Below are 22729 nucleotides of genomic sequence, written 5' to 3' on the forward strand. Positions count from 1 at the left end.
TGTTCAGGCTAATTTTCGATGAAACTGACTATACAGCCAATGATGTGTGCCATCTATAGTGTCCGGCATGTTCAGGACAAGGAGGCATTATGCACAGCGATAATTTCAACATTTCCACCTATTTCAAGCGCATAAACTACACCGGACCGGCGGCTGCTGATACGGCCACCCTGCATGCGCTGATGCGTCATCAGCTCTTTTCCGTTCCCTTCGAAAATCTGGACGTGCAGGCGGGCAAAATTGTCTCGCTGGCGCCAGACGAGATTGCCGATAAGGTGTTAAAGAAAGGGCGCGGCGGCTACTGCTATGAGGTAAACGGGCTTTTTGCGATGGCGCTGGAGGCGTTAGGGATACCTTACCGTTTTGTGGCGGCGCGCCCGATGTTCTACCCCGCGCGGCGGCCGAAAACCCATATGGCGCTCATCGCCGAGGTGGAGAGCCGCCAGTGGCTTTGCGATCTCGGGTTCGGCAGCTACGGCATCCGCGCGCCAATGGCGCTGGACACGCTTGACGTGGAAATCACCCAGGATTTCGACACGTTTCGCCTGAGCCGCAGTGCGGAGGGAGAGTATCGGCTTGAGGCGAAGGTTGAGGGAGAGTGGGCCCGGCAGTACGGCTTTGATCTCACCCCTCAGGAATGGATTGACTTCGTTCCGGCCAACTACCTTAACTCCACGCACCCGGATGCCATCTTTGTGCAGAAGCGGGTGGTGGTGCAGCACAGCCCGGAGGGACGCCAGATTTTACTGGGCGATATGCTGAAAACCATTACGGCGAACGGCACTGAAACGCGGAAACTGGCGGAGGATGAAATCCGCCATGTCCTGAAAGACCGTTTTGCGCTAACCGCCGCGTAATCTGCCGGTGAAAGGTAGGGCCTCAGCGCGGTCCGTCTTCTGCGGCTTTGCGCTGAGCTCCCCGCTGTAACAGCAGGCTAAACGACGCGGGTAACACGGTCAGCGTCACCAGCGTCGCAGCCAGCAGCCCGCCGATAATGGCATAGGCCATTGGACCCCAGAAAACCTGGTGAGAGATCGGGATCATGCCCAGAATGGCGGCGCAGGCGGTCAGACAGATGGGTCTGGCCCGGTGCTCCGCCGCTGCCATAATTGCGGCATCATTTGCCATCCCCTGAGCCAGATTGCTGTCAACCTCGCTAATCAATATCACCGCGTTACGTACGATCATCCCCGCGAGGGCGATGACGCCCAGCAGCGCGACAAACCCCATCGGCGTGCCGCCGGGCAGCATAGCCAGCACGATCCCCGGTAAACCAAACGGGGCCATCAGGAGCGCCAGCAGCATCCGGGAGTATCGCCGCAGCTGGAGCATCAGCAGCAACAGCATGATGACCAGCGTCACCGGAAGAACGGTAAAGACGGAGCTGTTACCCTTATCCGATTCGGCGACCGCGCCGCCTTCTTCAATGCTGTAACCTGCGGGCAGGCTCGCGCGCAGTTTATCCACCGTCGGACGCAGCGCGGCGGATACCGCTTCAGCCTTCAGCCCCGGGGCAAGGTCGGTTTGCACCGTGATAAAGGGCACGCGCTGGCGGCGCCAGATGACCGGATCGTCCACGCCCCAGACCGGCGTCGCGACGGCGCTGAGCGGAATTTTTTTACCGTCATTCCCCTGAATCGTGAGCGAGGAGAGGGTGGCGGTGCTGTGGCGGGCGCTGTCCTCGGCCCGCAGCACCACGTCGACAAGACGGTCATTATCCCTGACCGAGGTGATGACGCTGCCGGACCAGACGGTATTCAGCGTGCGGGCGAGGCTTTCGGACGATATTCCCGCCGCCCTGGCCGCCGTCTGATTCACCTTAAGGGTGATGACCCTTTCAGGCTCTCCGGCCGTCTGGTTAACGTCGCGTGAGAACGAAGACCGGCCAATCGCGTCCGTGAGAAGGTTCGCAAACGCCCGGACCTGCAGATAATCCGGCCCGCTCACCCGGTATTTGATGGGCCAGCCGACGGGAGGCCCCAGCTCAAGGGGCGACACGCGCGTGATGATGTCGCTAAACTGCGTCGCCAGGATCGTGTTGAGCTGTGCGTGCAGACGATCCCGCGCCGCAAGATCCTTCGCGACCACAACCATCTGGGCGATATTTTCATTTTCCAGCAGCACGTCCATCGGCAGGTAAAAACGGATGGCGCCTGAGCCAACGTACGTCGAAAAGCGATCGATATTGCTGTTGTCGGCCAGCGCTTTTTCCAGCTTTTCCACCTCTCTGAGCGTTTCCGGCTGCGACGCGTTGGCCGGAAGCGTCAGGCTGACCAGCAGCTCGGGCCGGTCCGAGGCGGGGAAAAACTCGCCCTGCATAAACGTCGTGCCGTACGCTGACAGCCCCAGCGCGGAAAGGGCGAGCAGCACGGTAGCGACTCGGTGACGCAATGCCAGGCGTAAAAGCCGTCCGTACCCGCGCGCGATCCTTCCGGGTTCTGCCGCGTGATGTCTGACTGTTTCCGGCAGCAGCCACGTACCCGTTAGCGGCGAAAACAAGATCGCGACAACCCAGGAGCAGAGCAGGGCAATGAGCACCACCGCAAAGAGGGAAAAACAGTATTCACCGGCGCTGGAGGCCGCAAAACCAACGGGAATAAAACCGGCAATCATTACCAGAGTCCCGGTGAGCATCGGGAAGGCCGTCGTTTTGAATGCATAGGTGGCCGCGTGCCGACGGGAATCCCCCGCTTCCAGCCGGGAGACCATCGTTTCGACGGCGATCATGGCGTCATCCACCAGCAGGCCCAGGGCGATGATCAGCGCCCCGAGCGAGATACGCTGAAGGCCAATACCTGCGAGCATCATGCCGGCAAACGTCATGGCGAGCACCAGCGGAATGGCCGTCGCCACCACCAGTCCGGCCCGTAAACCCAGCGAGACAAATGAAACCGCCAGCACGATAACAACGGCTTCGATAAGCACCCGGATAAACCCGCTTACCGCGTCACTCACCACCGCGGACTGATCGGCAACTTTCACCATCTCGATACCGTGCGGCAGCCCGGCGCTGAGGGTCGCCATTTTTGCGTTCAGCGCAGCGCCGAAACGAAGCATGTTGCCTGTCGGCGCCATCGACACCGCCAGCCCGATAGCCGGCTTGCCGTTCACCCGGTAGGCCGGAGCCGGTGGCTCGGCGATTTCACGGGTGACGGTGGCAATATCGGTCAGCGGAATATAGCGATTGTTAACGTGCAGCGTGACGGCGCGTAAGCTCTCTTCGGTGGTGAGCGCTCCGCTGACCTTTATCGCCATGTTCTCCTGCCCGGTTCGCATAACGCCAGCCGGGACAACCGCGTTTTGCGCCCGGAGGGCGTCGGCAACTTCCTGAATATCGAGCCCCATACCGGCCAGACGTGCCGGAGAAAAGGCGAGGACCCACTGCTCCTGCTGTTCGCCCAGCAGGGTGGTCTTACCCATATCCGGCAGGGACATGAGCTCGCGACGTATTGTCTCTGCGCGATCCCGCACCTCCCGCAGGGTAAAACCGTCGGGAATAAAGGCATAAATAGTGCCGAACGTGTCGTCAAACTCGTCGTCCACGGCAGGGCCCTGCACCCCTTCAGGCAGGGACGGCGCGATGTCCTGCATTTTTTTGCGAACCTGATACCAGATATCGGGCACGCGTTGCGGGGGCGTATCGTCACGGAGGTTGACGTGGATAACGGTGCGTCCGGCACGGGTTTCACTTTCGAGATAATCCAGCCAGGGCGTTTCCTGCAGCTTTTTTTCAAGCGTATCGGTCAGCAGGCGGGTGGTATCCGTCACGGAGGCTCCCGGCCACTGCGCGGAGACGACGGCCGTTTTAATGGTGAATGCCGGATCTTCGTTACGCGGCAGCTTCTCATAGCAGAACACGCCCATCGCAATCACCAGCAGCATGAAAAAGCTGACCATCTGCTGGTTCTTCAGCGCCCAGGCGGAGAGGTTAAATTTGGTTTCCGATCCTGTGTTCATGGCTGAACCTCTCCGGCCATCACCGGCTCGCCGGATCGTAATGTGCTCACGCCCGCCGTAATCACCCTGTCGCCGGGCTCAAGGCCGGAGGCAATCATGACGGAGGTGGCCGTATAGCTCGCGGGCACCACCGCGCGCAGCTGCGCCCGCGACTGTGAAGCGATCACAAAAACGGCCGGTTTGTCGCCGACGCGGGTCAGCGCCGACGCGGGAAGCGCGTACCCGTGCGGGGCGGCGGAGGGCAACGTCACGGTGACGCTGGCACCAAGCGCCATGGCCTCCGGCGGGTTTTGCAGGGTCGCTCTGACGCGCCAGGTGCGGGTCTGAGGATCGGCCTGCGGGGTAATATCCCGCAGTACGGCAGAGGCCTGTACCGACGGGTCGCTGAGGAGGGAAACCCGCAATGCTGTCTTATCCAGAGGCGGAATCGCATCGGGCGTGGCAATATCAAACGCCACGTCGCGGGCTTCCCCGGTCGCCAGAGTCAGCACGGACTGGCCGTCGCTGACAACCTGCCCCGCTGAGGCGCTCACGGCCGTGATGACGCCCGCTTGTGGGGCGATCAGGCGCGTCCAGCCGAGGCTTTCGCGAGCATTTCGCCACGCGGCCTCGCTGCTTTTTAAGCGCGCGCGGGCGACAAGCCAGTCCGCACGGGCGCTGTCGAGCTGCGTGCGGGCGATAGCACCCGTTGGCATGAGCTTTTGCATTCGACTAACGTTAAGCGCGGCGATCTGGGCAGAGGCTTTGGCGCTTTCATAGTCGGCCGCGGCGCTGTCGAGCTGGTTTTTCCCGGTCGTATCGTCAAGCGTGGCCAGTAGCTGTCCGGCAGTGACCCGGTCGCCAATATCAACGCTGCGCGTCAGTACCCGGCCTCCGGTACGAAAGCTCAGGGTCGTTTCATCGTGGGCATGGATCTCACCGGTTCTTTCCAGCGCGGGAAGGGTTTGGGGGGTGCCAACGACAACGTAGCGTACCTTACGCACTGGGTCAGGTTTGTTTTCGTGTTCATCACCGCAGCCGGTCAGCGGAAAAATCGCCAGCGCAAGCAGGGCCAGGGGAAGAAAATGCAGCCAGGAAAGGGTGCGCGCCACGCCGTACAAATGATGCAGGCAGTGGCGGAGGGAGAGAAAAAATTCGTCTGACATAACGCCGCTCCATAAAGGGAATGGCGTTATTAAATGCGCGCTACGTCGAGAAAGATTCGATGTTCTGTCAAGGCTGTATCAAGAGTGGAAATTTTCATTACCGGACGGGTGCCAGGGCAATAAAATGCGCACGGCGAGGCCGCCGGTTTCGGGTAATGACGCGTTAATCTCCCCCCCATGCGCCTCGCAAATCGCCCGGGCGATGGACAATCCGAGGCCGCTACCGCCGGAATGCCGCGCGCGGGACTGCTCCTCGCGGCTAAAGCGTTTAAACATTTCCGGTAAAAACTGGGGCGAAACGCCCGGCCCGTCATCGGTAAAGTCGAGAGTGTAACGCCCGCTGGCGTAACGCAGCGCCACATCAAGATGTCCGCCCTCGCGCCCGTAACGTAGCGCATTTTCCATGAGGATGGTAACAACCTGTCCCATACGGAACGCGTCGCCTCTGAACGGGCACGTACGCGGGTTACGCAGCGTAATCGTAAAATGATTCGCTTCGGCCTGCGGCATGATCCAGGCCGCCCGCTCCTGAATAAGCTCATCCAGAGAAAAGGCCTGCTCTTCCAGCACCAGATTTCCCGCGTCCGCTAACGAGAGAAGGTGAAGCTCATCGGTCAGGCGATTAAGATGCTGAAGCTGTTTCATCACCATGCCCAGCTGTGCCGGGCTGGCATCAAACACGCCGTCCAACATGCCCTGCAGACGACCAATGGCGGCCGTCAGGGGCGAGCGCAGCTCGTGCGCCATCGCGACGTGCGAGGCGCGGAGCTCTTTTTCATAGCGGGCGAGTTGCCCCGTCATGGAGTTAAAGTCGTTTGCAAAGATGACCATTTCCGCTGGCGCATCCTTGACGAGTTCAGCCTGACGGCCAAACTGCCCGTCGGCGACATCTTTGGCGGCATCGCGAAGGCGGCTGAACTGCAGCGCCAGCGGTCGGGCGTGTTTGAGCCCCATCACCACGATAAACGGGATCATCACCAGCACCAGCAGGGCCACCGTGACCCAGTCCGCTGAGGCGATGGATGGCGTGGAATAGCTCAGCCCCCACCAGGTATCCACAATGCTGTGGAAGCGGGCCGGATCGGCCTGTGGGTTCTGGCTGAGCGTCAGAAACTCCTGCCGGACCGCCGGTGGCATCCTGCCCATGATCCAGTAGTTCTGGACCGCATAGCGCAGCCACATGCAGGTGGCAATGACGATCACGCTGCCGATAGCCAGCGCCAGGATGCGCGCGCAAATCCAGCGCCACAGAGAGGAGTGCCGGTTTTTTATCATGGCTGTCTGAACCTGTAACCCACGCCGCGAACGTTGATCAGCACGCCGGAGATGCCCACCGCTTCGAGTTTTCTACGCAGGTTATAAATATGGGTGTCGACAACGCGCTCCAGCGCCTCGCTTTCCGGCAAACAGTGTTCCAGTAAATACTGGCGGGAAAACGGGTGTGCAGGCGAGCGCAGCAGCGTTGCCAGAAGCGAGAATTCCGTTGGCGTAAGATCGAGCATCACGGGCGCGTCGCCGCCGTTATCCACGCTCGCCACAATGGCGGCGACATCCACCGCCAGCGTTTGCCAGCGAAGGATCTCGTCGTCTGTCTCTTTTTTACTGCTGCGCCGCAGCACCGCCTGCACCCGCGCCACCACTTCGCCCGGATGATAAGGCTTCACAACGTAATCATCGGCACCGTACCGCAGGGCGCCAATGCGATCGGGAGTATCCCCCATGGCCGTGACCATAATCACCGGCACATCGCTTTTACGACGCAGGCCAGCCAGCACTTCGGTGCCGTTAAGCCCCGGCAGCATCACGTCCAGCAGAATGAGGTCTGGCTTCCACCGCTGTGCCATATCCAGCCCGGAATGACCGTCCCCGGTAATGGTCACGTCGTAATTTTCCCGCCTTAAATAGGCTTCGAGCACGCCAGCCGCATCGGCGTCATCTTCAATAATCAGCACTCTTCTGGACAACATCCGTTCACCTTGACCATTTCTTAACACTATCCCGACGATTCATTGATTCAGCCAAATCATACTGCGCCAACATTGTGTGGCCGTCCTGTATCAGGAGACGCCAGCGTCTGTATGGAGAGCAGTATGATAGCGATAAATAAAGTCCTGTATATGTCCGTCCCGCTTCTGATGGTCGTGACTTCCGACGTGCAGGCGGATGATGGCACCGCTTCCGATTCCCTAACCGTCGGGCTGGGAGGGCAATACGCCCCGCGTTACTCAGGCTCAGACAAGCAGGTGTGGCAGGTGGTTCCTGTGCTGCAGGGACGCAAAGGCGCTTTCTTTGTTGATGCGCAAAAAGGGGTGGGATATGACCTGCAAAACGACAGCGGCTGGTATTTCGAACACACGCTGGGCTACGACCCCGGAAGGGCTGATAAAAATTCAGGCTGGCGTGAGGGTGCAAACAACCTGAAAGGGATGGGGGACATTGATGCCACCCTGAATACCGGCCTTGCCGTCGGCTGGGAGGCCGCGGCATGGCTGAGTATGGAAGGCAAAGCGACGCTGCCGTTAACCGACAGCCAGGGGGCAAGCTATCAGGCCTCCGTTACGCTGATCCCGGTACAAAATAACCAGGACACGATCGCCTTGCAGTCTGCGGCCCTGTTTGGCGACAGCCGTTACCTGAATACCTGGTATGGGGTCAGCGAGCAGCAGAGCCGCCGCACCGGCTATCGCCGCTATGCTGCGCCGGGTGGATTTTACGGCGTCGACACCAGCCTGACCTGGAGCCATCAGTTCGATGCCCACTGGGGGACGGTCCTGAGCGCGGACTATACCTGGCTTGGCGACCATGCAAATGACAGCCCGATAGTGCTGCGGCGTAATGAGGGGTCTGCAACCGCCGCTATCACCTGGACATTCTAAATTCGTGGATCACGATGTGAGCGAGAGGGAGAGGATTACTTCTTCTTATCCATCATCGCCTTTAAATCGGCAAACGGGTTAAACGTGGCGACGCCCACGTCTTTTTGCGCGTCTTCCCCGGCGACCACGGTGGTGCCGTACCGATCCGCTTCGGTGTATTTTGAATGCTCGTGATCGTGGCAAAACAGGCACAACAGCTCCCAGTTGCTGCCATCTTCCGGGTTGTTGGTATGATCGTGATCGATATGGTGCACCGTGAGTTCGCGAAGATTGGAATAGACAAACTCGCGCGAGCAGCGTCCACACACCCATGGATAGATTTTTAATGCTTTTTCGCGATAGCCGCTTTCCAGCCGCGCGTAGTTTTTGGGGATCAAAGCCATTGCCGGTTTTACCTGCCATGAAAAGAGTGGGGAAGATTATATCCCATTATGGGGCGGAATGAAGAACCACGCTATTCTGTCAATTTATTTGATGCTTTCCGTTAAATAAACGGCATTTATTCTTATCGGGTAATGCGTAAAGTGGACAGAACGCAACGTATTATCAGGAAAAATGGTTATGAAAAAGATCGGATTTTTATCCTTTGGTCACTGGACGCCTTCGCCACAGTCGGGCACGCGCTCGGCGGCAGACACGCTGCTGCAGTCCATTGATTTAGCCGTGGCGGCTGAGGAGCTGGGGGCAGACGGCGCCTATTTCCGCGTGCACCACTTCGCCCGACAGCTTAGCTCGCCGTTCCCTCTGCTGGCCGCTATTGGCGCAAAAACGAAAACCATCGAAATCGGCACCGGCGTGATCGACATGCGTTACGAAAACCCGATGTACATGGCCGAGGATGCGGGCGCGGCGGATTTGATTTCCGGCGGTCGCCTGCAGCTCGGCATCAGCCGCGGCTCCCCGGAGCAGGTTATTGATGGCTGGCGTCATTTCGGCTATGTCCCGCAGGAAGGGGAAAACGAGTCGGACATGGCGCGCCGTCATACCGAGGTGCTGCTTGAGGTGCTGCGTGGGGAAGGGTTTGCCAAACCGAACCCGCAGCCAATGTTCCCGAATCCGCCGGGGCTGCTGCGCCTGGAGCCGTATTCTGAAGGGCTGCGCGAGCGTATCTGGTGGGGCGCAGGTTCCAATGCGACGGCCGTATGGGCCGCAAAGCTTGGAATGAATCTGCAAAGTTCAACCCTGAAGGACGATGAAACCGGTGAGCCGTTCCATATTCAGCAGGCAAAACAGATTCGCGCGTACCGTCAGGCCTGGAAAGAGGCAGGGCATACGCGCGAGCCGCGGGTGTCGGTCAGCCGCAGTATTTTTGCGCTGATGGACGACCGTGACCGGATGTATTTCGGTGCCAGCCGCAACGACAGCGATAGCGTGGGTTACCTTGATGAGAAAACGCGCGCCATCTTCGGGCGCAGCTATGCCGCGGAGCCGGACAAGCTGGTTGAACAGCTGAAAAAAGACGAGGCAATTGCCGAGGCGGACACGCTCTTACTGACCGTACCGAACCAGCTGGGTGTGGATTATAATGCGCACGTGATTGAGTCTATTCTCAAGCATGTCGCACCGGCAATGGGCTGGCGCGAGTAGTTCCGCTATCAGCCTTGAGATCGTAATGGAAAATCTGGCCCTCTGGTATCGCCGTTTTGGCGAGCCAGAAACCGTTCTGCAACCTGAAACCACGCCCCCGGGCGCGCTTGCGCCGGGACAGCTCCGCGTGCGGATGCTGTTTTCTCCGGTGAACGCGTCCGATCTTATTCCCATCACCGGCGCCTATCGCCACCGAACCCCGTTACCGGCGATCGCGGGGTATGAAGGTGTTGGGGTTGTCATCGAGGCGCCCGCCTCGTTTAAGCATCTGGTGGGTCAGCACGTCCTGCCGCTGCGCGGTCAGGGAACCTGGCAGCGCTATGTTGATTGCCCGGCAGAGTATGCGATACCCGTTCCGGATACCGTCGACGCACAGCTGGCCGCGCGGGCCTATATCAACCCGCTGGCGGCGCAGATGATGCTGACCCGCTACCCGCCGCGCGGAAAGCGGGTCTTGCTCACGGCTGCCGGATCGGATTGCGCCATTCTGCTGGGGCAGTGGGCGCGTCAGGCGGGGGCGGAAGCGGTGTACGGCATTCACCGTTCTGCCGTGCATGCTGAACGGCTGGAGGCGATGGGCATTACGCCTGTCGCGCAGCATGACGCAAACAGAATCGGCATCGTCGCCGCCCGTAGCGATATCGTCTACGATGCCACCGGCGGACCGCTTGCGGAAGCGATCCTCAGCGTGATGCCCGAGCAGGGTACGTTTGTCTGCTATGGGCTGCTCTCCGGGCAAGCCTTCACACAGCGGCGCCCTGCGCCGCGCGTGGCGTGGTTCCATATCCGAAACGGTCTGGATGCGCTCGGCGTTGAGGCGTGGCGCGCGGAGTTCGATCGCATCTGGCGGATGTTGCCCGACAGTGAGTACAGCGACGTTACGGTTTACCCGCTGGCGGATTGGCAGAGGGCGCTCAGCGCTTATCGTGAAGGTGGAAGGACCCGCAAGCCCCTCCTGTCGATGGAGGACTGAGCGCTATTTATGGCTCATATCGCTCAGCAGCACGGCGATACTTTGCCCGCCTGCCGTCTGTTCCAGACCAATCTTGACGATAATGGTTAGCGGGACGGAGAGCAGCATCCCAACGGGCCCGAGCAGCCAGCCCCAGAAAATCAGGGACAAAAAGACCACCAGCGTGGAGAGCCCCAGGCCACGACCCATCATGCGTGGCTCAAGAATGTTACCGAACACAAGATTGATGACCAGGTATCCGGCAAGCAGGATCAGCGCGTCATAAAGCCCGCTGAAAACCAGCACCTGGAGGATAGGGGGGATCGCCGCCAGCACGGAGCCAATGTTGGGAATGTAGTTGAGCGCAAACGCCAGCAACCCCCAGACAAACGCAAAGCGAACGTCCAGCGCCAGAAGCATCAACCAGACGACAACGCCCGTCACCAGGCTAATGGCGGTTTTCAGTACCAGATAGCGGGAAACGCTGTCCAGCGCGCGTTGAATCGCCCCCATTCCTTCGACCGGACGGACCATCATTTGCTGCAGCTTTGCTGGCAGCTGCGGCACCTCCAGCAGCATGAACACCACCGTTAAAAACAGCAGAAAAATGGAGGTCATGGCATTGGAAAGCTGCGCCAGCAGGCTGGTGACGATCGTCATCGCCGCGTTGGGGTCGATATATTTCAGCAGTTCTTCCACCGAGACTTCGATACCCGCCCGCTGCAGCCAGGGTTCTAGCTGCAGCAGGGGGATAGCGAGCGAAGATCGGTATTTTGGCAGCGTTCGCGCCAGTTCATTGAGCGAGGTACCCAGATAAGCCACCAGCAGCACCATCGCCACAATAATGATGCTGATAAGCAGCGTGATAGCCAGCACGCGCGGAATGCGTAGCCGCGTCATGCGCTGCACCAGCGGGTTGAGGATCACCGCAATAAACAGGGCCAGAATAAAGGGCACAATAATGTCGGCGGCGAAGCGCACGCCTGTCAATATGATCACCAGCATGCCCAGCATGATGACAATTTTTAACCCGTTCAGGGTAATGATGGGTTTAGCCATGGTGACTCCGAAATTTTCTTTATATTTATAATAAAGGTGAAAGGCTTTGCAATAAACTAACCAAAATCAAACGGAGTGGGTAAAGAATTGCAAAGACTTTGAGTAAAATCCTGGCTTATGGTACAAATTCGGTGTGTTTAACTACCGAGGACAATTTTCATCCGCAAAGACGAGAAGCAACAACGCGGATAATTGTAATTTTATGGACAATATGTTCAGGACGTACTCTTCAAACAATACTGCTGTATACTCCACTTCTTTCTGCCTGCTTTCTGGTGAGCAACACTGGCGCACCGCACTATAGTCATTTCTTCTGCCTGAGCTGGCGCTAAGCGCTTAGCTGTCTGATTTCAATTCGTATTTTTGGGTTTGCTGCACGCAGCGGGCCACGATGGATTATATTCTCAAGCAGGAGAAAAACATGTTTTACTGGATTTTATTAGCGCTGGCTATTATCGCTGAAATTACCGGCACGCTGTCTATGAAGTGGGCTAGCGTCAGCGATGGCAACACCGGTTTTATTTTGATGCTGGTGATGATTTCACTGTCTTATATTTTCCTCTCGTTTGCAGTGAAAAAAATTGCGCTGGGCGTCGCGTATGCCCTGTGGGAGGGGATCGGTATTTTGTTGATTACGCTGTTCAGCGTGCTGATATTTGACGAAACATTAACAACAATGAAGGTCGCCGGTTTAACGACGCTGGTCGCGGGTATTGTGCTGATTAAGTCCGGTACCCGTAAACCTGGCAAACAGCAGAAGGAGCAGAACCATGCAACAGTTTGAGTGGGTTCATGCGGCCTGGCTGGGGTTCGCCATCGTGCTTGAGATCCTGGCGAACGTTCTGCTGAAATTCTCCGATGGTTTTCGTCGTAAATTCTACGGCCTGATGTCGATTGCGGCGGTTCTGGGGGCGTTCAGCGCGCTGTCCCAGGCGGTAAAAGGTATCGATCTTTCGGTCGCCTATGCGTTGTGGGGCGGTTTTGGTATCGCCGCCACGCTGGCTGCAGGCTGGGTGCTCTTTGGCCAGCGCTTAAATAACAAGGGCTGGATGGGGCTCATCCTGCTGCTTGCCGGCATGATCATGATAAAACTCGCCTGACAGTCCTCAATCCATGATTTACAGGCAGCGAAATTCGCTGCCTGTATTACGCTTAGAAAAGCAAAACATGAAGAGGATGGCTGATGTATCGCACATTAAGCTGGCGCAATATTCCCAATGCGAGAACGTTGTTTGCCATGGTCTTTATGGCGGGCATCGGCTTAATCATCTCCGTCGTCGCACTCCTCTATCTTTCCCTGAATCTTATCAGCACCAAAACTAATGAAATTGATGAACACCGCACGGCGCTTTCCGTGCAGGGGGCTATTCAGACATCGGTTAACCGCGTCTCATCTCTGGTGCTTGACAACGCCGTCTGGGACGATGCTGTGCGGGAAGCCTACCGTCCCACGCTTAATACCGACTGGCTGTACGACACCTGGGGCACCGGCTTTAAAATTAATAACCTCTATGACGGCACCTTCGTGCTGGATGAACATTTCAACGTCCTCTGGGGATCGTTTAAAAGTCAGCCTTTTCAGGAGACGAATCTCGATTTTTTCGGTGAGGGGCTGAAAGCCCTTATTGCTCAGCATGCGCGCGCCTTATCAAGCGATAAAAATATCTATGCCGGGATCAGCAAAACGCGAAGCGGCGTCGCCTTTGTGGGCATTGGGCTGATTCGCCCAATGGTCGGGAGATTACAGGTTACCGACGGAACGCGCCGCTATCTGGTGATCACCCGTCATCTGAACGCCAGAATCTTATCCGACCTGGGGGCGACCTTTCAGATCGATAACCTTCACTTTACGCCAGATAAAGTTAACGAGATGAGTATGCCGCTGCGCAGTTCGGCTGGGGAGCTGCTGGGCTATCTGAACTGGCAGGCGCGGCTTCCGGGGGCGCAGGCCGCCCGGGCGGCATCCTCTGATATCACGCAGATTGTTGTGCTGGCATCGGCCCTGATCCTGCTCTTTATTCTGGTGAGCAGCGTGGGGCTGTACAAGCTTGCACGAGGAGAAAGCCAGGCACGTCTGGTGGCCAGAACGGACTGGTTAAGCCATCTGCCGAACCGGCGAGCGCTTATCGAGGCGCTGGATCGGGTGAGCTTACGCGGAGATATCGACGTCAAAAGCGTGGTGTTTATCGATCTGGATGGTTTTAAAGATGTGAATGATATCTACGGCCACAGCGTGGGGGACGATCTCATCGTAGCGATTGCGAAAACGCTGAGTGAACGGGTGCCGCCGGGCGGGATGCTGGCCCGCATGGGCGGGGATGAGTTTGCCATGACAATCGGCGGTGATGATGCAGAGGCCCGAGCCACCGCCTTTGCCGTTTCGGTGCTGGATTTCCTCGCCACCCCGGTTCAGCTGGGGGAACGCACGATCCATATCGGGGCCAGCATCGGTATCGCCAGCGGAACTCTGATTGAATGCACCAGCTCAGAACTGTTTCGCCGCGCCGATATTGCCATGTATCACGCCAAAATGAGTGGGAAAGGGCGGATTACCCACTACGATGCGGAGCTGAACAGCGTCCGGGAACGCAAGCTGGCGATTGAAAATCAGATCCGTAGCGGTCTGGAGCGCGATGAGTTTGAGGTCTGGTATCAGCCGATCGTAGACGCCCGCACTCAGACGATGAGCAGCGTCGAAGCGTTGGTCCGCTGGCCGCGTCGCCCGGAAGGGCCGCTGGGCCCGGATACCTTCATCGCCATCGCGGAGACCAGCGGTCTGATTTACAAACTGGGCCAGTTTGTGTTGCAGCGCGCCTGTCAGGATCTCCAGCCATACGGTGACTTAAAGCTTTCCGTTAATATCTCTCCCGCGCAATTTCGCGATCCCGCCTTCGAAGACAAAGTGGCCAGCGTGCTGGAGAGTACCCGTTTCCCGGCCCACCGGCTGCAGCTTGAGGTAACGGAGAGCTATGTGCTGGAAAATCCGGATCGTGCCCGCATGGCAATAGCCAATCTTAAAGCGCTGGGTACTGCGGTGGCGCTGGATGACTTTGGCACCGGCTATTCCAGCATTGGCTATTTGCGGCGTTTTAACTTCGACACCATCAAGATCGATAAATCCCTGGCCGGGCTGGTGGACAACGATGAACAGGCAGCCGCGCTGGTGAGCGGCACGGTGCGGATCGCCAACGCGCTGGGGATGGCGGTGGTCGCCGAAGGGGTGGAAACCGAGAAGCAAATGAAACTGCTGCGGCTGGCTGGCTGCGATCAACTGCAGGGTTTTTGGTTCAGCCAGCCGATGCCGATTGAGTCAATCAGGGCACTGCATCAGGTCAGACGATGCTGATTTATTGCTGTGCCAGCGCTTCCAGCTTGTCGCGAAAACCGGTCACGGACAAGGCCCGGTTATCTGCGCGCCAGCGATCTTTCGCCGCCGGTGCAGAGCTCTGCACGCCAATCAACTGCCAGCCGTTATCTGTTTTCAGCATCAGCGGTGAACCACTGTCACCCGGCAACGTATCGCACTGGTGCGAAAGTACGCTGTTTTGCGCCCAGCCCGTCACAATACAGTCGGTGTGGGTGTAAAGCGTATCCAGATGGTCGACAGGATAGCCGGACTGCGTCACCTTTCGGTCGGCGGCTTTCAGGGCGGCGGTGAGTGCGTCTTTATCGCCGTCAAATAACGGCAGCGGCGTAATGCCGGAAGGGGGGTAGCGTAAAACGATCAGGCCAAAGTCCCATGAGGCGGCCGCCGGTGGCACGATCCAGCCGTCACCATCCGGCTTCAGGCGTTTGCCGAGAGACGGATCGACACGGCCTTCAATGCCGTGGATTTCATAGCGCCAGGTCCCTTTTTGCGACACAAACCGCAAGGCCACCGCTTTATCCGGCTTGCCGTTTGGCGGCGTTAACAGACAGTGGCCTGCCGTCAGGGCAAGCTGAGGGGTGATCAACGTCGCAGTACATAAGTTACCGCTGGCGGTTTCCAGTTGACCTATAGCATCCCAGGGCGCCTGGGTGGGATCGGCGACGCGCGTGCGGTCGTCATGATTGAAAAAAAGCGTCTTTAGCTCTTTCGCGCTAATGGTGTCATCACCGCCATCATCCGCATGTGAGAATCCAGAAAAAAGACCAAACGTTCCCAGTAACAACACAACAGATTTACGCATATCTCACTCTGGTGGGGGGTAATTATGATTATTAAAAGTGAACCCTATGAAAATACTATAGACGGGACAGCGCTAAAGTGGGAGTAAAATCAGCGTGCTACAATCAGGAAAGATAAAAATGGCTGGCAATGAGCGCGCATAAAATAAGCAGGATCAGAATCAGCTCAAACCGATAGCGTCGCAGCATACGCCCTCCGGATAAAAAAAACGGCGCGGAACCTGTCCGGTTCAGCGCCGGTTTACCAACGTGCCCCGAAAGGCACGGTTAAGCTTGTACTCTTACGCAGCTGGCTGTGCAGCTGGTTTAGCAGCTTCGTGTTTTACTGCTTTTTTGTGATGCTTTTTAGCAGCCTGAGCTTTCTGTTCTACAGCCGGTTTGGTCGCTTTTTTGTGGTGCTTTTTAGCAGCCTGAGCTTTCTGTTCTACAGCCGGTTTGGTCGCTTTTTTGTGGTGCTTTTTAGCAGCCTGAGCTTTCTGCTCTACAGCCGGTTTAGCGGCTTTATGATGTTTCTTGTGATGGACAGTTTTTGCTGGCGCCGCGGTGGTCGTTGCAGCAGGTGCCGCAGCAGCCGGTGCAGCAGTGGTTTCAGCAGCGAACGCAGCAGAAGACAGACCCATAGCAGCGGCAACAACCAGAGCTAATACTTTTTTCATGTTCATACCCTCGAATTTGGTTTTTCATTTAACCCCACTGCGGGGCCGTTGAAATAACTATATCCCTGTAAATTCGGGGTTTCCGTGAGTGATTGGTATCGGCGTGTAACCATATGTACATTGCCGGGGTCCTGCACAGACGGCTCCCTCTCCCATGAGGGGGTACGGGCTGGGGTGAGGGGGAACATACGGCTGTAGTGGTCATTCCGTTCACTTCATGTTCCTTGCTACTCTGTAACGACATGACCGGTGAACGTGCCAGGGTGGCTCAATCGCCACCACCCTGGCGACCCGGGCTCCCGGCGGTAAATCGCCGCTTCGCGGTGCCCTCAGCTTATTCCTTCAGGCTATCGGGTCGGGCATGAGCCTGCATCCCTGCAGGCCACGCCCTCTCGACGCATCCCTGCGCCTCGCCCCGGCCTTACGGAAACGCTTCGGCGATTTACAGCCGGACCAGGTTGTCGCTGTAAGTCATTAATTTTGACGAAGCAACGTTCATCGCTTCAGGTAAAGAATTACTGGGGATTCCTCAGCCCATGAGGGAGAGGGCTGGGGTGAGGGGTAACATACGGCTCTTTTACCTGAGGTCCCTCAGCCCCGGCCAAACAGATTACAAATAGCGGGAGGTCAGATGCTCGCGGAAGTAACGGATATTCAGATCTTCACCCGTCGCCTGGGTGATTAATTGCGACGTGCTGAAGCGGCTACCGTGCTGCCAGATGTTCTGGCGCAGCCACTCAAAGAGTGCGGAAAAATCGCCCTCAGCGATGGAGGCCTGCAGACCCGGAAGCGCAGTTTTCGCGGCGTGGAACAGCTGTGCGGCATACATAGCCCCCAGCGTGTACGACGGGAAGTAACCAAAACCGCCGTCGGTCCAGTGGATATCCTGCATGCAGCCGTTGCGGTAGTTGTCTTTGGTGGACAACCCGAGCCAGGCCTGCATTTTCTCGTCCCACAGGGCGGGAATATCGTCCACTTCAATCTCGCCGTTGATCAGCGCCCGCTCAATCTCATAGCGCAGCACCACGTGTGCCGGGTAGCTCACTTCGTCCGCATCGACGCGGATATAGCCCGGCTTCACGCGCTGGTTCCAGGCAATAAAGTTCTCTTCGCTGAACGCCGCCTGGCTGCCAAAACGGGCGCGTACCGCGGGGAGGAGATGCCTGAGGAAAGCTTCACTGCGCCCCAGCTGCATCTCAAAGAACAGGCTCTGCGATTCATGGATCGCGGTTGAGCGGGCCAGCGCAATCGGCTGTCCTGCCCACGCGCGCGGCAGGTTTTGTTCGTAGCGCGCGTGTCCGGTTTCGTGGATCACGCCAAACAGCGCGCTGAGCAGTTCATCCTCGTCGTAGCGCGTGGTGATGCGCACGTCTTCCGGTACGCCGCCGCAGAAGGGGTGCGCACTCACGTCGAGGCGACCGCCGTTAAAATCGAAGCCGAGCATCTTCATGGCCTCCAAGCCCAGCTCACGCTGTGTTGCCGTCGGGAAGGGGCCCTGCGGGGGAATAAACGACCGCTGAGCCTGTTTTTCCACCACGCTTGCCAGCAGGTCCGGTAGCCAGGACTTCATGTCGCCGAACAGAACGTCCAGACGCGCGCTGGTCATGTCGGGTTCAAAAATGTCCAGCAGCGCGTCGTAAGGCGTACAGCCTTTTGCTTCAGCCCGCAGGCGAGCCTCTTCGCGGCTGAGTTTAACCACCTCTTTCAGGTTGGCGGAAAAGCCCTGCCAGTCGTTGGCGGGGCGCTGAGTACGCCAGGCGTGTTCACACCTGCTGCCCGCCAGAGATTTGGCTTCCACCAGCGATTCCGGCAGCAGGGTCGCCTGCTGGTACTGGCGCGTCATTTCGCGCAGGTTGGCCTGTTCGACGTCATTCAGATCTTCTCCTGCCGCCGCCGCTAACAGGTCGCCGACTTTTTTATCGGTCAGGAGCTGGTGCTGCAGGACGCTCATCTCTGCCAGCGCCTCACCGCGCGCGGCGCTGCCGCCGGGCGGCATCATGGTGAACATGTCCCAGCTGGCGATGGAGGAGAGGTGCGAGAAGCGGGAGAGACGCTGGAAGGTTTTCACAAGTGACTGATAGGCTGATGTTTTTTGCAATTCTTATTTCCTCATGCCGGGGATGTGTTTCAGGGAGCATACAATGAAACCGAGCAAATTCCCCAACATTTCCCACACGGAGGAAATCTATGCCGATCTCCTCCGTAGAAAACCGTCCCCGACATTCCGGGAGACGGTTTTCGGTGGGCACTCAGGACTTATCGCGCATAACCTGTTGCAGGATTGCCAGCGCCTGGCTGAACTGAGCATCCGGAATGGTCAGCGGATAAAGGAAGCGGATCACGTTGCCGTACTGGCCGCAGATCAACAGCAGCAGGCCCTGGGCGAGCGCCTTTTGCTGGATCGCCTGCGCGATGGCGGCCGACGGTTCACGGCTCTCGGGATCAAAAAACTCCGCCGCGATCATCGATCCTCTTCCCCTTATCGCCACGAGCGCAGGGAAGGTGCCCTGAATCTCCTCCAGCGTGGCTTTCAGCCGATCGCCAAGCTGACGGGCGCGCGCGCATAGCGACTCGTTGTCGATAATCTTCAGCACCGCGTGCGCGGCGGCCACCGCAAGCGGGTTGCCTGCATAGGTCCCCCCCAGACCGCCGGGAGCCGGCGCGTCCATGATTTCGGCGCGGCCCACCACGCCGGACAGCGGCATTCCGCCTGCCAGGCTTTTAGCCATCGTCATCAGGTCGGGTTTGTCCGCGTAGTGTTCCATGGCAAACAGCTTACCCGTTCGGGCGAAGCCGCTCTGCACTTCGTCGGCAATCATCACGATCCCGTGCTCATCACAGATGCGGCGGATGGCGGACACCAGCTCGGGTGGGGCGACGTTGAATCCGCCTTCACCCTGGATGGGTTCAAAAATAATCGCCGCCACCTGTTTCGCCTCAATATCCGCTTTGAACAGGCGTTCTATCGCCGTGATGGCATCCTGCGTCGTGATGCCGTGCAGCTCGGAGGGATACGGCACGTGATAAACCGACCCCGGGAAGGGACCAAATCCCAGCTTGTAAGGCGCGACCTTGCCGGTTAACGCCATGGTCATATAGGTGCGGCCGTGAAAGCCTCCCCCGAAGGCAATCACGCCCGGTCTGCCGGTGTGGGCCCGGGCGATTTTAACGGCGTTTTCCACCGCTTCCGCGCCCGTTGTGAAGAACGCCGTTTTGGCCGGGCTCTGCACCGGGGCCAGCTCGTTAAGTTTTTCAGCTAATGAAACGTAGCTTTCATACGGCACAATCTGGTAGGCCGTGTGGGTGAACTGGTGAAGCTGTTTTTCTACTGCGGCTACCAGTTCAGGATGACGATGGCCGGTATTCAGTACCGCGATCCCGGCGGCGAAATCAATATAGTCGTTGCCTTCCACGTCGGTAAGCGTGGCATTCTCCGCCGAGCGGGCAAAGAAATTACACATTACGCCTACGCCGCGCGGGGTGGCAGAAAGTCTGCGCTGATGAAATTCCTGGTTACTCATGTCAGATACCCTTTTGTCGAAACGATCATACGCCAAGACGATCGCGCAGGCTGTAGTACGCCGCGCCCATCGCCGTAAATGGAATCCGCAGGCTGCGGCCGCCCGGGAAGGGGTAGTGCGGGAGGTTAGCAAACGCATCAAAGCGCTCGGCGTCGCCGCGCAACAGTTCCGAGATCAGCCGTCCGGCCAGGTGGGTGCAGGTCACGCCGTGGCCGCTGTAGCCCTGCATGTAATAGATGTTTTTATCCAGACGACCAAACTGCGGCATACGGGACAGGGTCAGCAGGAAGTTGCCCGTCCAGCGGTAGTCGATTTTGACGCCTGCCAGCTGAGGGAAGGTTTTCAGCAGCTTTGGCATCACCAGGCGCTCGACATCGTCCGGATCGCGCGCGCCATACACTACGCCACCGCCGTACAGCAGGCGGTTGTCGGCGGTGAGACGGTAGTAATCCAGCAGGTAGTTACAATCTTCCACGCAGTAGTTATTGGGGATCAGCGTGCGGGCGACCTCTTCCGGCAGCGGGGCGGTGGTTACAACCTGGGTGCCGCAGGGCATGCTGCGTTTTGCCAGTTCCGGTTCGATCTTATCGCCGAGATAGGCATTCCCGGCGACGATCACGTAGCGGGCCGTCACCTGGCCATGCTGCGTGCTCACCACGGCCGGGCTGGTGTGCTGAATGGAGGTCACCGGGGACTGCTCATATACCCGCCCGCCGTTCAGGCGAATGGCGTCCGCTTCGCCGATCGCCAGGTTCAGCGGATGAATATGCCCACCGCTGCGGTCCAGCAGCGCGCCGGTATAGCGTTCGCTGTCGACTTCCCGGCGAATGGCGCTGGCGTCCAGCAACTCCAGCTGCGTGTTGCCGTAGCGTTCCCAGTTGGCTTTTTGCTCCTCCAGCGTCTCCAGCTGCTTATGGTTAAGCGCCACAAACAGCCCGCCGGGACGATAGTCGCACTGGATCTGATAGCGCTGGATGCGTTCCCGGATGATTTCCCCGCCTTCAAACATCATGCTCCCGAGCATTCTGGCGGCATCGGGCCCGTAGTTTTTCTCGATCACGTCGATATCGCGGCTGTAGGAGTTAACCAGCTGGCCGCCGTTGCGTCCGCTGGCGCCGAAGCCGATGCGCGCCCCTTCAAGGAGCACCACGTCATAGCCCATTTCGGCGAGATGCAGCGCGGAGGAGAGGCCGGTATAGCCGCCGCCCACCACGCACACGTCACAGCTGATCGACTCGTTAAGCGTCGGGAAGGGTTCGTAAGCGTTCGCGCTGGCCGCGTAGTAGCTGGTGGTATGTTCGGTCATGATTGAGGCTCCAGGGCAATCCAGATGGTTTTCAGTTCGGTAAATTTTTCCAGCGCGTGCAGGGACTTATCGCGACCGTTGCCGCTCTGCTTATAGCCGCCAAAGGGAACGGTCATATCACCGTCGTTATAGTTATTGACGAAGACCGAGCCGGCCTTCAGGCGGCGGCTCATGCGGTGCGCGCGGGAAAGATCGCGGGTCCATACCGCTGCGCCAAGCCCGTATTCACTGTCGTTGGCCAGCGTTAAGGCTTCCTCTTCGGATTTAAAACGGGTGACGACCAGCACCGGTCCGAAAATTTCTTCCCGGCACAGCGGGGAGGCGGGGTCAATGTCGACAAAAATGGTTGGACCGACTGCGGAAGGCCATGATTGTTCCCGCCCGTCCAGCAGCAGCGTGCCTTTCCGGGTTCCCTCGCGAATGAACGTGTGGACGGTATCGGCGTGCGCAGCGTCGATGAGCATGCCCATCGTGCTGTCCGGGTCGAGCGGATCGCCCGGCTGCCAGTGACGAGCCTGCGCTTTTAGCCTGGCCAGGAACTCATCGGCGATGCTGTCTTCGAGCAGCAGACGGGTACCGGCGATACAGACTTGCCCCTGGTTATAAAAAATCCCGGCGGCGGTCGCGCTCACGGCCTTGTCCAGGTCCGGACAGTCGGCAAAGATAATGTTGGCGCTTTTGCCGCCCGCCTCCAGCCAGACGCGCTTCATGTTGCTTTCTCCCGCGTCCTTCAACAGCTGCTTGCCGGTACGGGTAGAGCCGGTAAACGTCAGCACCTCGACCTCCGGATGCAATGCCAGCGCCTGGCCCGCTTCGTGGCCGTAACCGCTTATCACGTTCAGCACGCCGTCAGGCAGGCCCGCCTCTTTCGCCAGTCCGGCCAGCCGCAGGGCGGTGAGGGGCGATTTCTCCGACGGTTTCAGTATCACGCTGTTGCCCGCGATCAGCGCCGGGCCCAGCTTCCAGCAGGCCAGCAGCAGCGGGAAGTTCCAGGGGACGATGGCCGCAACAACTCCGATTGGCTCGCGCACGATCATCGCCAGCTCGCCCGGACCCGTAGGCGCCACTTCGCCGTAGACTTTATCCGCTGCTTCGGCGTACCAGCGAATGGCGCGCGCCGCGCCGGGAATATCGTCGCGCAGGCTGTGGCGGATGGGTTTACCTGTGTCCAGCGTTTCCAGTAATGCCAGCTCTTCGCCGTGGCGTTCCATTAAATCGGCGAGCGTATTTAGCACGGCCTTGCGCTGCGCCGGAGACGCCTGCGACCAGTCACCGCGCTCAAATACCTCACGCGCGGCCTGAACCGCGCGGTCCACGTCCGCCTGCTTGCCCCGGGCGACGTTCGCCAGCGTCTGCTGGGTCGCGGGATTGACGGTTGCAAACGTGGTGTTATCGGCGGCGTCACAATAGGCACCGTTAATAAATAACCGGGTCTCAATGGCGCTGTTTTTTGCTTTATCCTGCCAGTAAGTCAGGTGCTGAAAATGCATATTCACTCCTTTC

General features: G+C 58.5%; 19 protein-coding genes. 7 read left to right on the forward strand and 12 right to left on the reverse strand.

The window, feature by feature from the left end:
- Positions 1 to 89 precede the first annotated feature (89 nt).
- Positions 90 to 857, forward strand: a complete 768-nt coding sequence (locus tag KGP22_RS09560) for an arylamine N-acetyltransferase (protein ID WP_223582013.1) — start codon at positions 90 to 92, stop codon at positions 855 to 857.
- A gap of 22 nt (positions 858 to 879) precedes the next feature.
- On the opposite strand, the gene KGP22_RS09565 is transcribed toward KGP22_RS09560, so the two are convergent.
- From KGP22_RS09565 to KGP22_RS09580, 4 genes are all read right to left on the reverse strand, one after another.
- Positions 880 to 3957: an efflux RND transporter permease subunit gene (locus KGP22_RS09565; RefSeq protein WP_223582014.1), complete on the reverse strand. Its 3078-nt coding sequence runs from the start codon at positions 3955 to 3957 to the stop codon at positions 880 to 882.
- Entirely contained in the window at positions 3954 to 5102 is a 1149-nt protein-coding gene (locus KGP22_RS09570) for an efflux RND transporter periplasmic adaptor subunit (RefSeq protein ID WP_223582015.1), read from the reverse strand. The genes KGP22_RS09565 and KGP22_RS09570 overlap by 4 nt, the downstream gene beginning before the upstream one ends.
- 78 nt (positions 5103 to 5180) lie before the next feature.
- Complete coding sequence (locus KGP22_RS09575; RefSeq protein ID WP_223582017.1) at positions 5181 to 6377, reverse strand: ATP-binding protein; 1197 nt, start codon at positions 6375 to 6377, stop codon at positions 5181 to 5183.
- Positions 6374 to 7069, reverse strand: a complete 696-nt coding sequence (locus KGP22_RS09580; protein WP_223582019.1) for a response regulator — start codon at positions 7067 to 7069, stop codon at positions 6374 to 6376. The genes KGP22_RS09575 and KGP22_RS09580 overlap by 4 nt, the downstream gene beginning before the upstream one ends.
- 123 nt (positions 7070 to 7192) lie before the next feature.
- Between KGP22_RS09580 and KGP22_RS09585 the strand changes: the two genes are divergently transcribed.
- The gene (locus KGP22_RS09585) at positions 7193 to 7978 is read left to right on the forward strand and encodes a MipA/OmpV family protein (protein WP_223582022.1); all 786 of its coding nucleotides are present in this window, start codon (positions 7193 to 7195) and stop codon (positions 7976 to 7978) included.
- Positions 7979 to 8013: 35 nt separating this feature from the next.
- Here KGP22_RS09585 and yajD read toward each other — a convergent pair whose 3' ends face one another.
- A complete protein-coding gene (gene yajD, locus KGP22_RS09590) occupies positions 8014 to 8361 on the reverse strand; it encodes an HNH nuclease YajD (RefSeq protein WP_023617218.1) in 348 nt (115 codons plus the stop codon).
- 178 nt (positions 8362 to 8539) lie between these two features.
- On the opposite strand from yajD, the gene KGP22_RS09595 reads away from it, so the two are divergent.
- Entirely contained in the window at positions 8540 to 9565 is a 1026-nt protein-coding gene (locus KGP22_RS09595) for an LLM class flavin-dependent oxidoreductase (protein WP_032651088.1), read from the forward strand.
- 25 nt (positions 9566 to 9590) lie between these two features.
- Positions 9591 to 10538: a zinc-dependent alcohol dehydrogenase family protein gene (locus KGP22_RS09600; protein ID WP_223582024.1), complete on the forward strand. Its 948-nt coding sequence runs from the start codon at positions 9591 to 9593 to the stop codon at positions 10536 to 10538.
- Between the two features lie 3 nt (positions 10539 to 10541).
- Here the strand turns inward: KGP22_RS09600 and KGP22_RS09605 are convergent, their stop codons facing one another.
- Entirely contained in the window at positions 10542 to 11576 is a 1035-nt protein-coding gene (locus tag KGP22_RS09605; RefSeq protein WP_111965717.1) for an AI-2E family transporter, read from the reverse strand.
- Between the two features lie 421 nt (positions 11577 to 11997).
- Here KGP22_RS09605 and mdtJ point away from each other — a divergent pair, with 421 nt between their 5' ends.
- The 3 genes from mdtJ to KGP22_RS09620 all read left to right on the forward strand — a co-directional run bounded on the left by mdtJ (position 11998) and on the right by KGP22_RS09620 (position 14922).
- On the forward strand, positions 11998 to 12360 hold the full coding sequence (gene mdtJ / locus KGP22_RS09610; RefSeq protein WP_029739354.1) for a multidrug/spermidine efflux SMR transporter subunit MdtJ: 363 nt from the start codon (positions 11998 to 12000) through the stop codon (positions 12358 to 12360).
- Positions 12347 to 12676 carry a multidrug/spermidine efflux SMR transporter subunit MdtI gene (mdtI, locus tag KGP22_RS09615; protein WP_045910373.1) on the forward strand — a complete coding sequence of 110 codons (330 nt, stop codon included), beginning with the start codon at positions 12347 to 12349 and terminating at the stop codon, positions 12674 to 12676. Before mdtJ ends, mdtI begins: the two co-directional genes overlap by 14 nt.
- Positions 12677 to 12759: 83 nt before the next feature.
- A complete protein-coding gene (locus KGP22_RS09620) occupies positions 12760 to 14922 on the forward strand; it encodes a bifunctional diguanylate cyclase/phosphodiesterase (protein ID WP_149366785.1) in 2163 nt (720 codons plus the stop codon).
- Position 14923: 1 nt separating this feature from the next.
- Here KGP22_RS09620 and KGP22_RS09625 read toward each other — a convergent pair whose 3' ends face one another.
- The 6 genes from KGP22_RS09625 to puuC all read right to left on the reverse strand — a co-directional run bounded on the left by KGP22_RS09625 (position 14924) and on the right by puuC (position 22716).
- Positions 14924 to 15745 carry a serine protease gene (locus KGP22_RS09625; RefSeq protein ID WP_223582026.1) on the reverse strand — a complete coding sequence of 274 codons (822 nt, stop codon included), beginning with the start codon at positions 15743 to 15745 and terminating at the stop codon, positions 14924 to 14926.
- A 279-nt stretch (positions 15746 to 16024) separates the two neighbouring features.
- A complete protein-coding gene (gene asr / locus KGP22_RS09630; RefSeq protein ID WP_032668244.1) occupies positions 16025 to 16399 on the reverse strand; it encodes an acid resistance repetitive basic protein Asr in 375 nt (124 codons plus the stop codon).
- A 610-nt stretch (positions 16400 to 17009) separates the two neighbouring features.
- Positions 17010 to 18497 carry a carboxypeptidase M32 gene (locus KGP22_RS09635; RefSeq protein ID WP_223582028.1) on the reverse strand — a complete coding sequence of 496 codons (1488 nt, stop codon included), beginning with the start codon at positions 18495 to 18497 and terminating at the stop codon, positions 17010 to 17012.
- Positions 18498 to 18648: 151 nt separating this feature from the next.
- Entirely contained in the window at positions 18649 to 19920 is a 1272-nt protein-coding gene (gene puuE, locus KGP22_RS09640) for a 4-aminobutyrate transaminase (protein ID WP_223582030.1), read from the reverse strand.
- 25 nt (positions 19921 to 19945) lie between these two features.
- Positions 19946 to 21226, reverse strand: coding sequence for an FAD-binding oxidoreductase (locus KGP22_RS09645; protein ID WP_223582032.1), 1281 nt, complete (start codon positions 21224 to 21226; stop codon positions 19946 to 19948).
- Positions 21223 to 22716, reverse strand: a complete 1494-nt coding sequence (gene puuC / locus KGP22_RS09650; protein WP_111965723.1) for an aldehyde dehydrogenase PuuC — start codon at positions 22714 to 22716, stop codon at positions 21223 to 21225. The genes KGP22_RS09645 and puuC overlap by 4 nt, the downstream gene beginning before the upstream one ends.
- Positions 22717 to 22729: the final 13 nt, after the last annotated feature.

The organism is Enterobacter sp. JBIWA005 (assembly GCF_019968805.1).
GTDB lineage: Bacteria > Pseudomonadota > Gammaproteobacteria > Enterobacterales > Enterobacteriaceae > Enterobacter > Enterobacter vonholyi.

Coding starts and splice junctions, on each gene's coding strand:
- KGP22_RS09560 (WP_223582013.1), top strand. CDS start 90: ATGCACAGCGATAATTTCAACATTTCCACCTATTTCAAGCGCATAAAC.
- KGP22_RS09565 (WP_223582014.1), bottom strand. CDS start 3,957: ATGAACACAGGATCGGAAACCAAATTTAACCTCTCCGCCTGGGCGCTG.
- KGP22_RS09570 (WP_223582015.1), bottom strand. CDS start 5,102: ATGTCAGACGAATTTTTTCTCTCCCTCCGCCACTGCCTGCATCATTTG.
- KGP22_RS09575 (WP_223582017.1), bottom strand. CDS start 6,377: ATGATAAAAAACCGGCACTCCTCTCTGTGGCGCTGGATTTGCGCGCGC.
- KGP22_RS09580 (WP_223582019.1), bottom strand. CDS start 7,069: ATGTTGTCCAGAAGAGTGCTGATTATTGAAGATGACGCCGATGCGGCT.
- KGP22_RS09585 (WP_223582022.1), top strand. CDS start 7,193: ATGATAGCGATAAATAAAGTCCTGTATATGTCCGTCCCGCTTCTGATG.
- yajD (WP_023617218.1), bottom strand. CDS start 8,361: ATGGCTTTGATCCCCAAAAACTACGCGCGGCTGGAAAGCGGCTATCGC.
- KGP22_RS09595 (WP_032651088.1), top strand. CDS start 8,540: ATGAAAAAGATCGGATTTTTATCCTTTGGTCACTGGACGCCTTCGCCA.
- KGP22_RS09600 (WP_223582024.1), top strand. CDS start 9,591: ATGGAAAATCTGGCCCTCTGGTATCGCCGTTTTGGCGAGCCAGAAACC.
- KGP22_RS09605 (WP_111965717.1), bottom strand. CDS start 11,576: ATGGCTAAACCCATCATTACCCTGAACGGGTTAAAAATTGTCATCATG.
- mdtJ (WP_029739354.1), top strand. CDS start 11,998: ATGTTTTACTGGATTTTATTAGCGCTGGCTATTATCGCTGAAATTACC.
- mdtI (WP_045910373.1), top strand. CDS start 12,347: ATGCAACAGTTTGAGTGGGTTCATGCGGCCTGGCTGGGGTTCGCCATC.
- KGP22_RS09620 (WP_149366785.1), top strand. CDS start 12,760: ATGTATCGCACATTAAGCTGGCGCAATATTCCCAATGCGAGAACGTTG.
- KGP22_RS09625 (WP_223582026.1), bottom strand. CDS start 15,745: ATGCGTAAATCTGTTGTGTTGTTACTGGGAACGTTTGGTCTTTTTTCT.
- asr (WP_032668244.1), bottom strand. CDS start 16,399: ATGAAAAAAGTATTAGCTCTGGTTGTTGCCGCTGCTATGGGTCTGTCT.
- puuE (WP_223582030.1), bottom strand. CDS start 19,920: ATGAGTAACCAGGAATTTCATCAGCGCAGACTTTCTGCCACCCCGCGC.
- KGP22_RS09645 (WP_223582032.1), bottom strand. CDS start 21,226: ATGACCGAACATACCACCAGCTACTACGCGGCCAGCGCGAACGCTTAC.
- puuC (WP_111965723.1), bottom strand. CDS start 22,716: ATGCATTTTCAGCACCTGACTTACTGGCAGGATAAAGCAAAAAACAGC.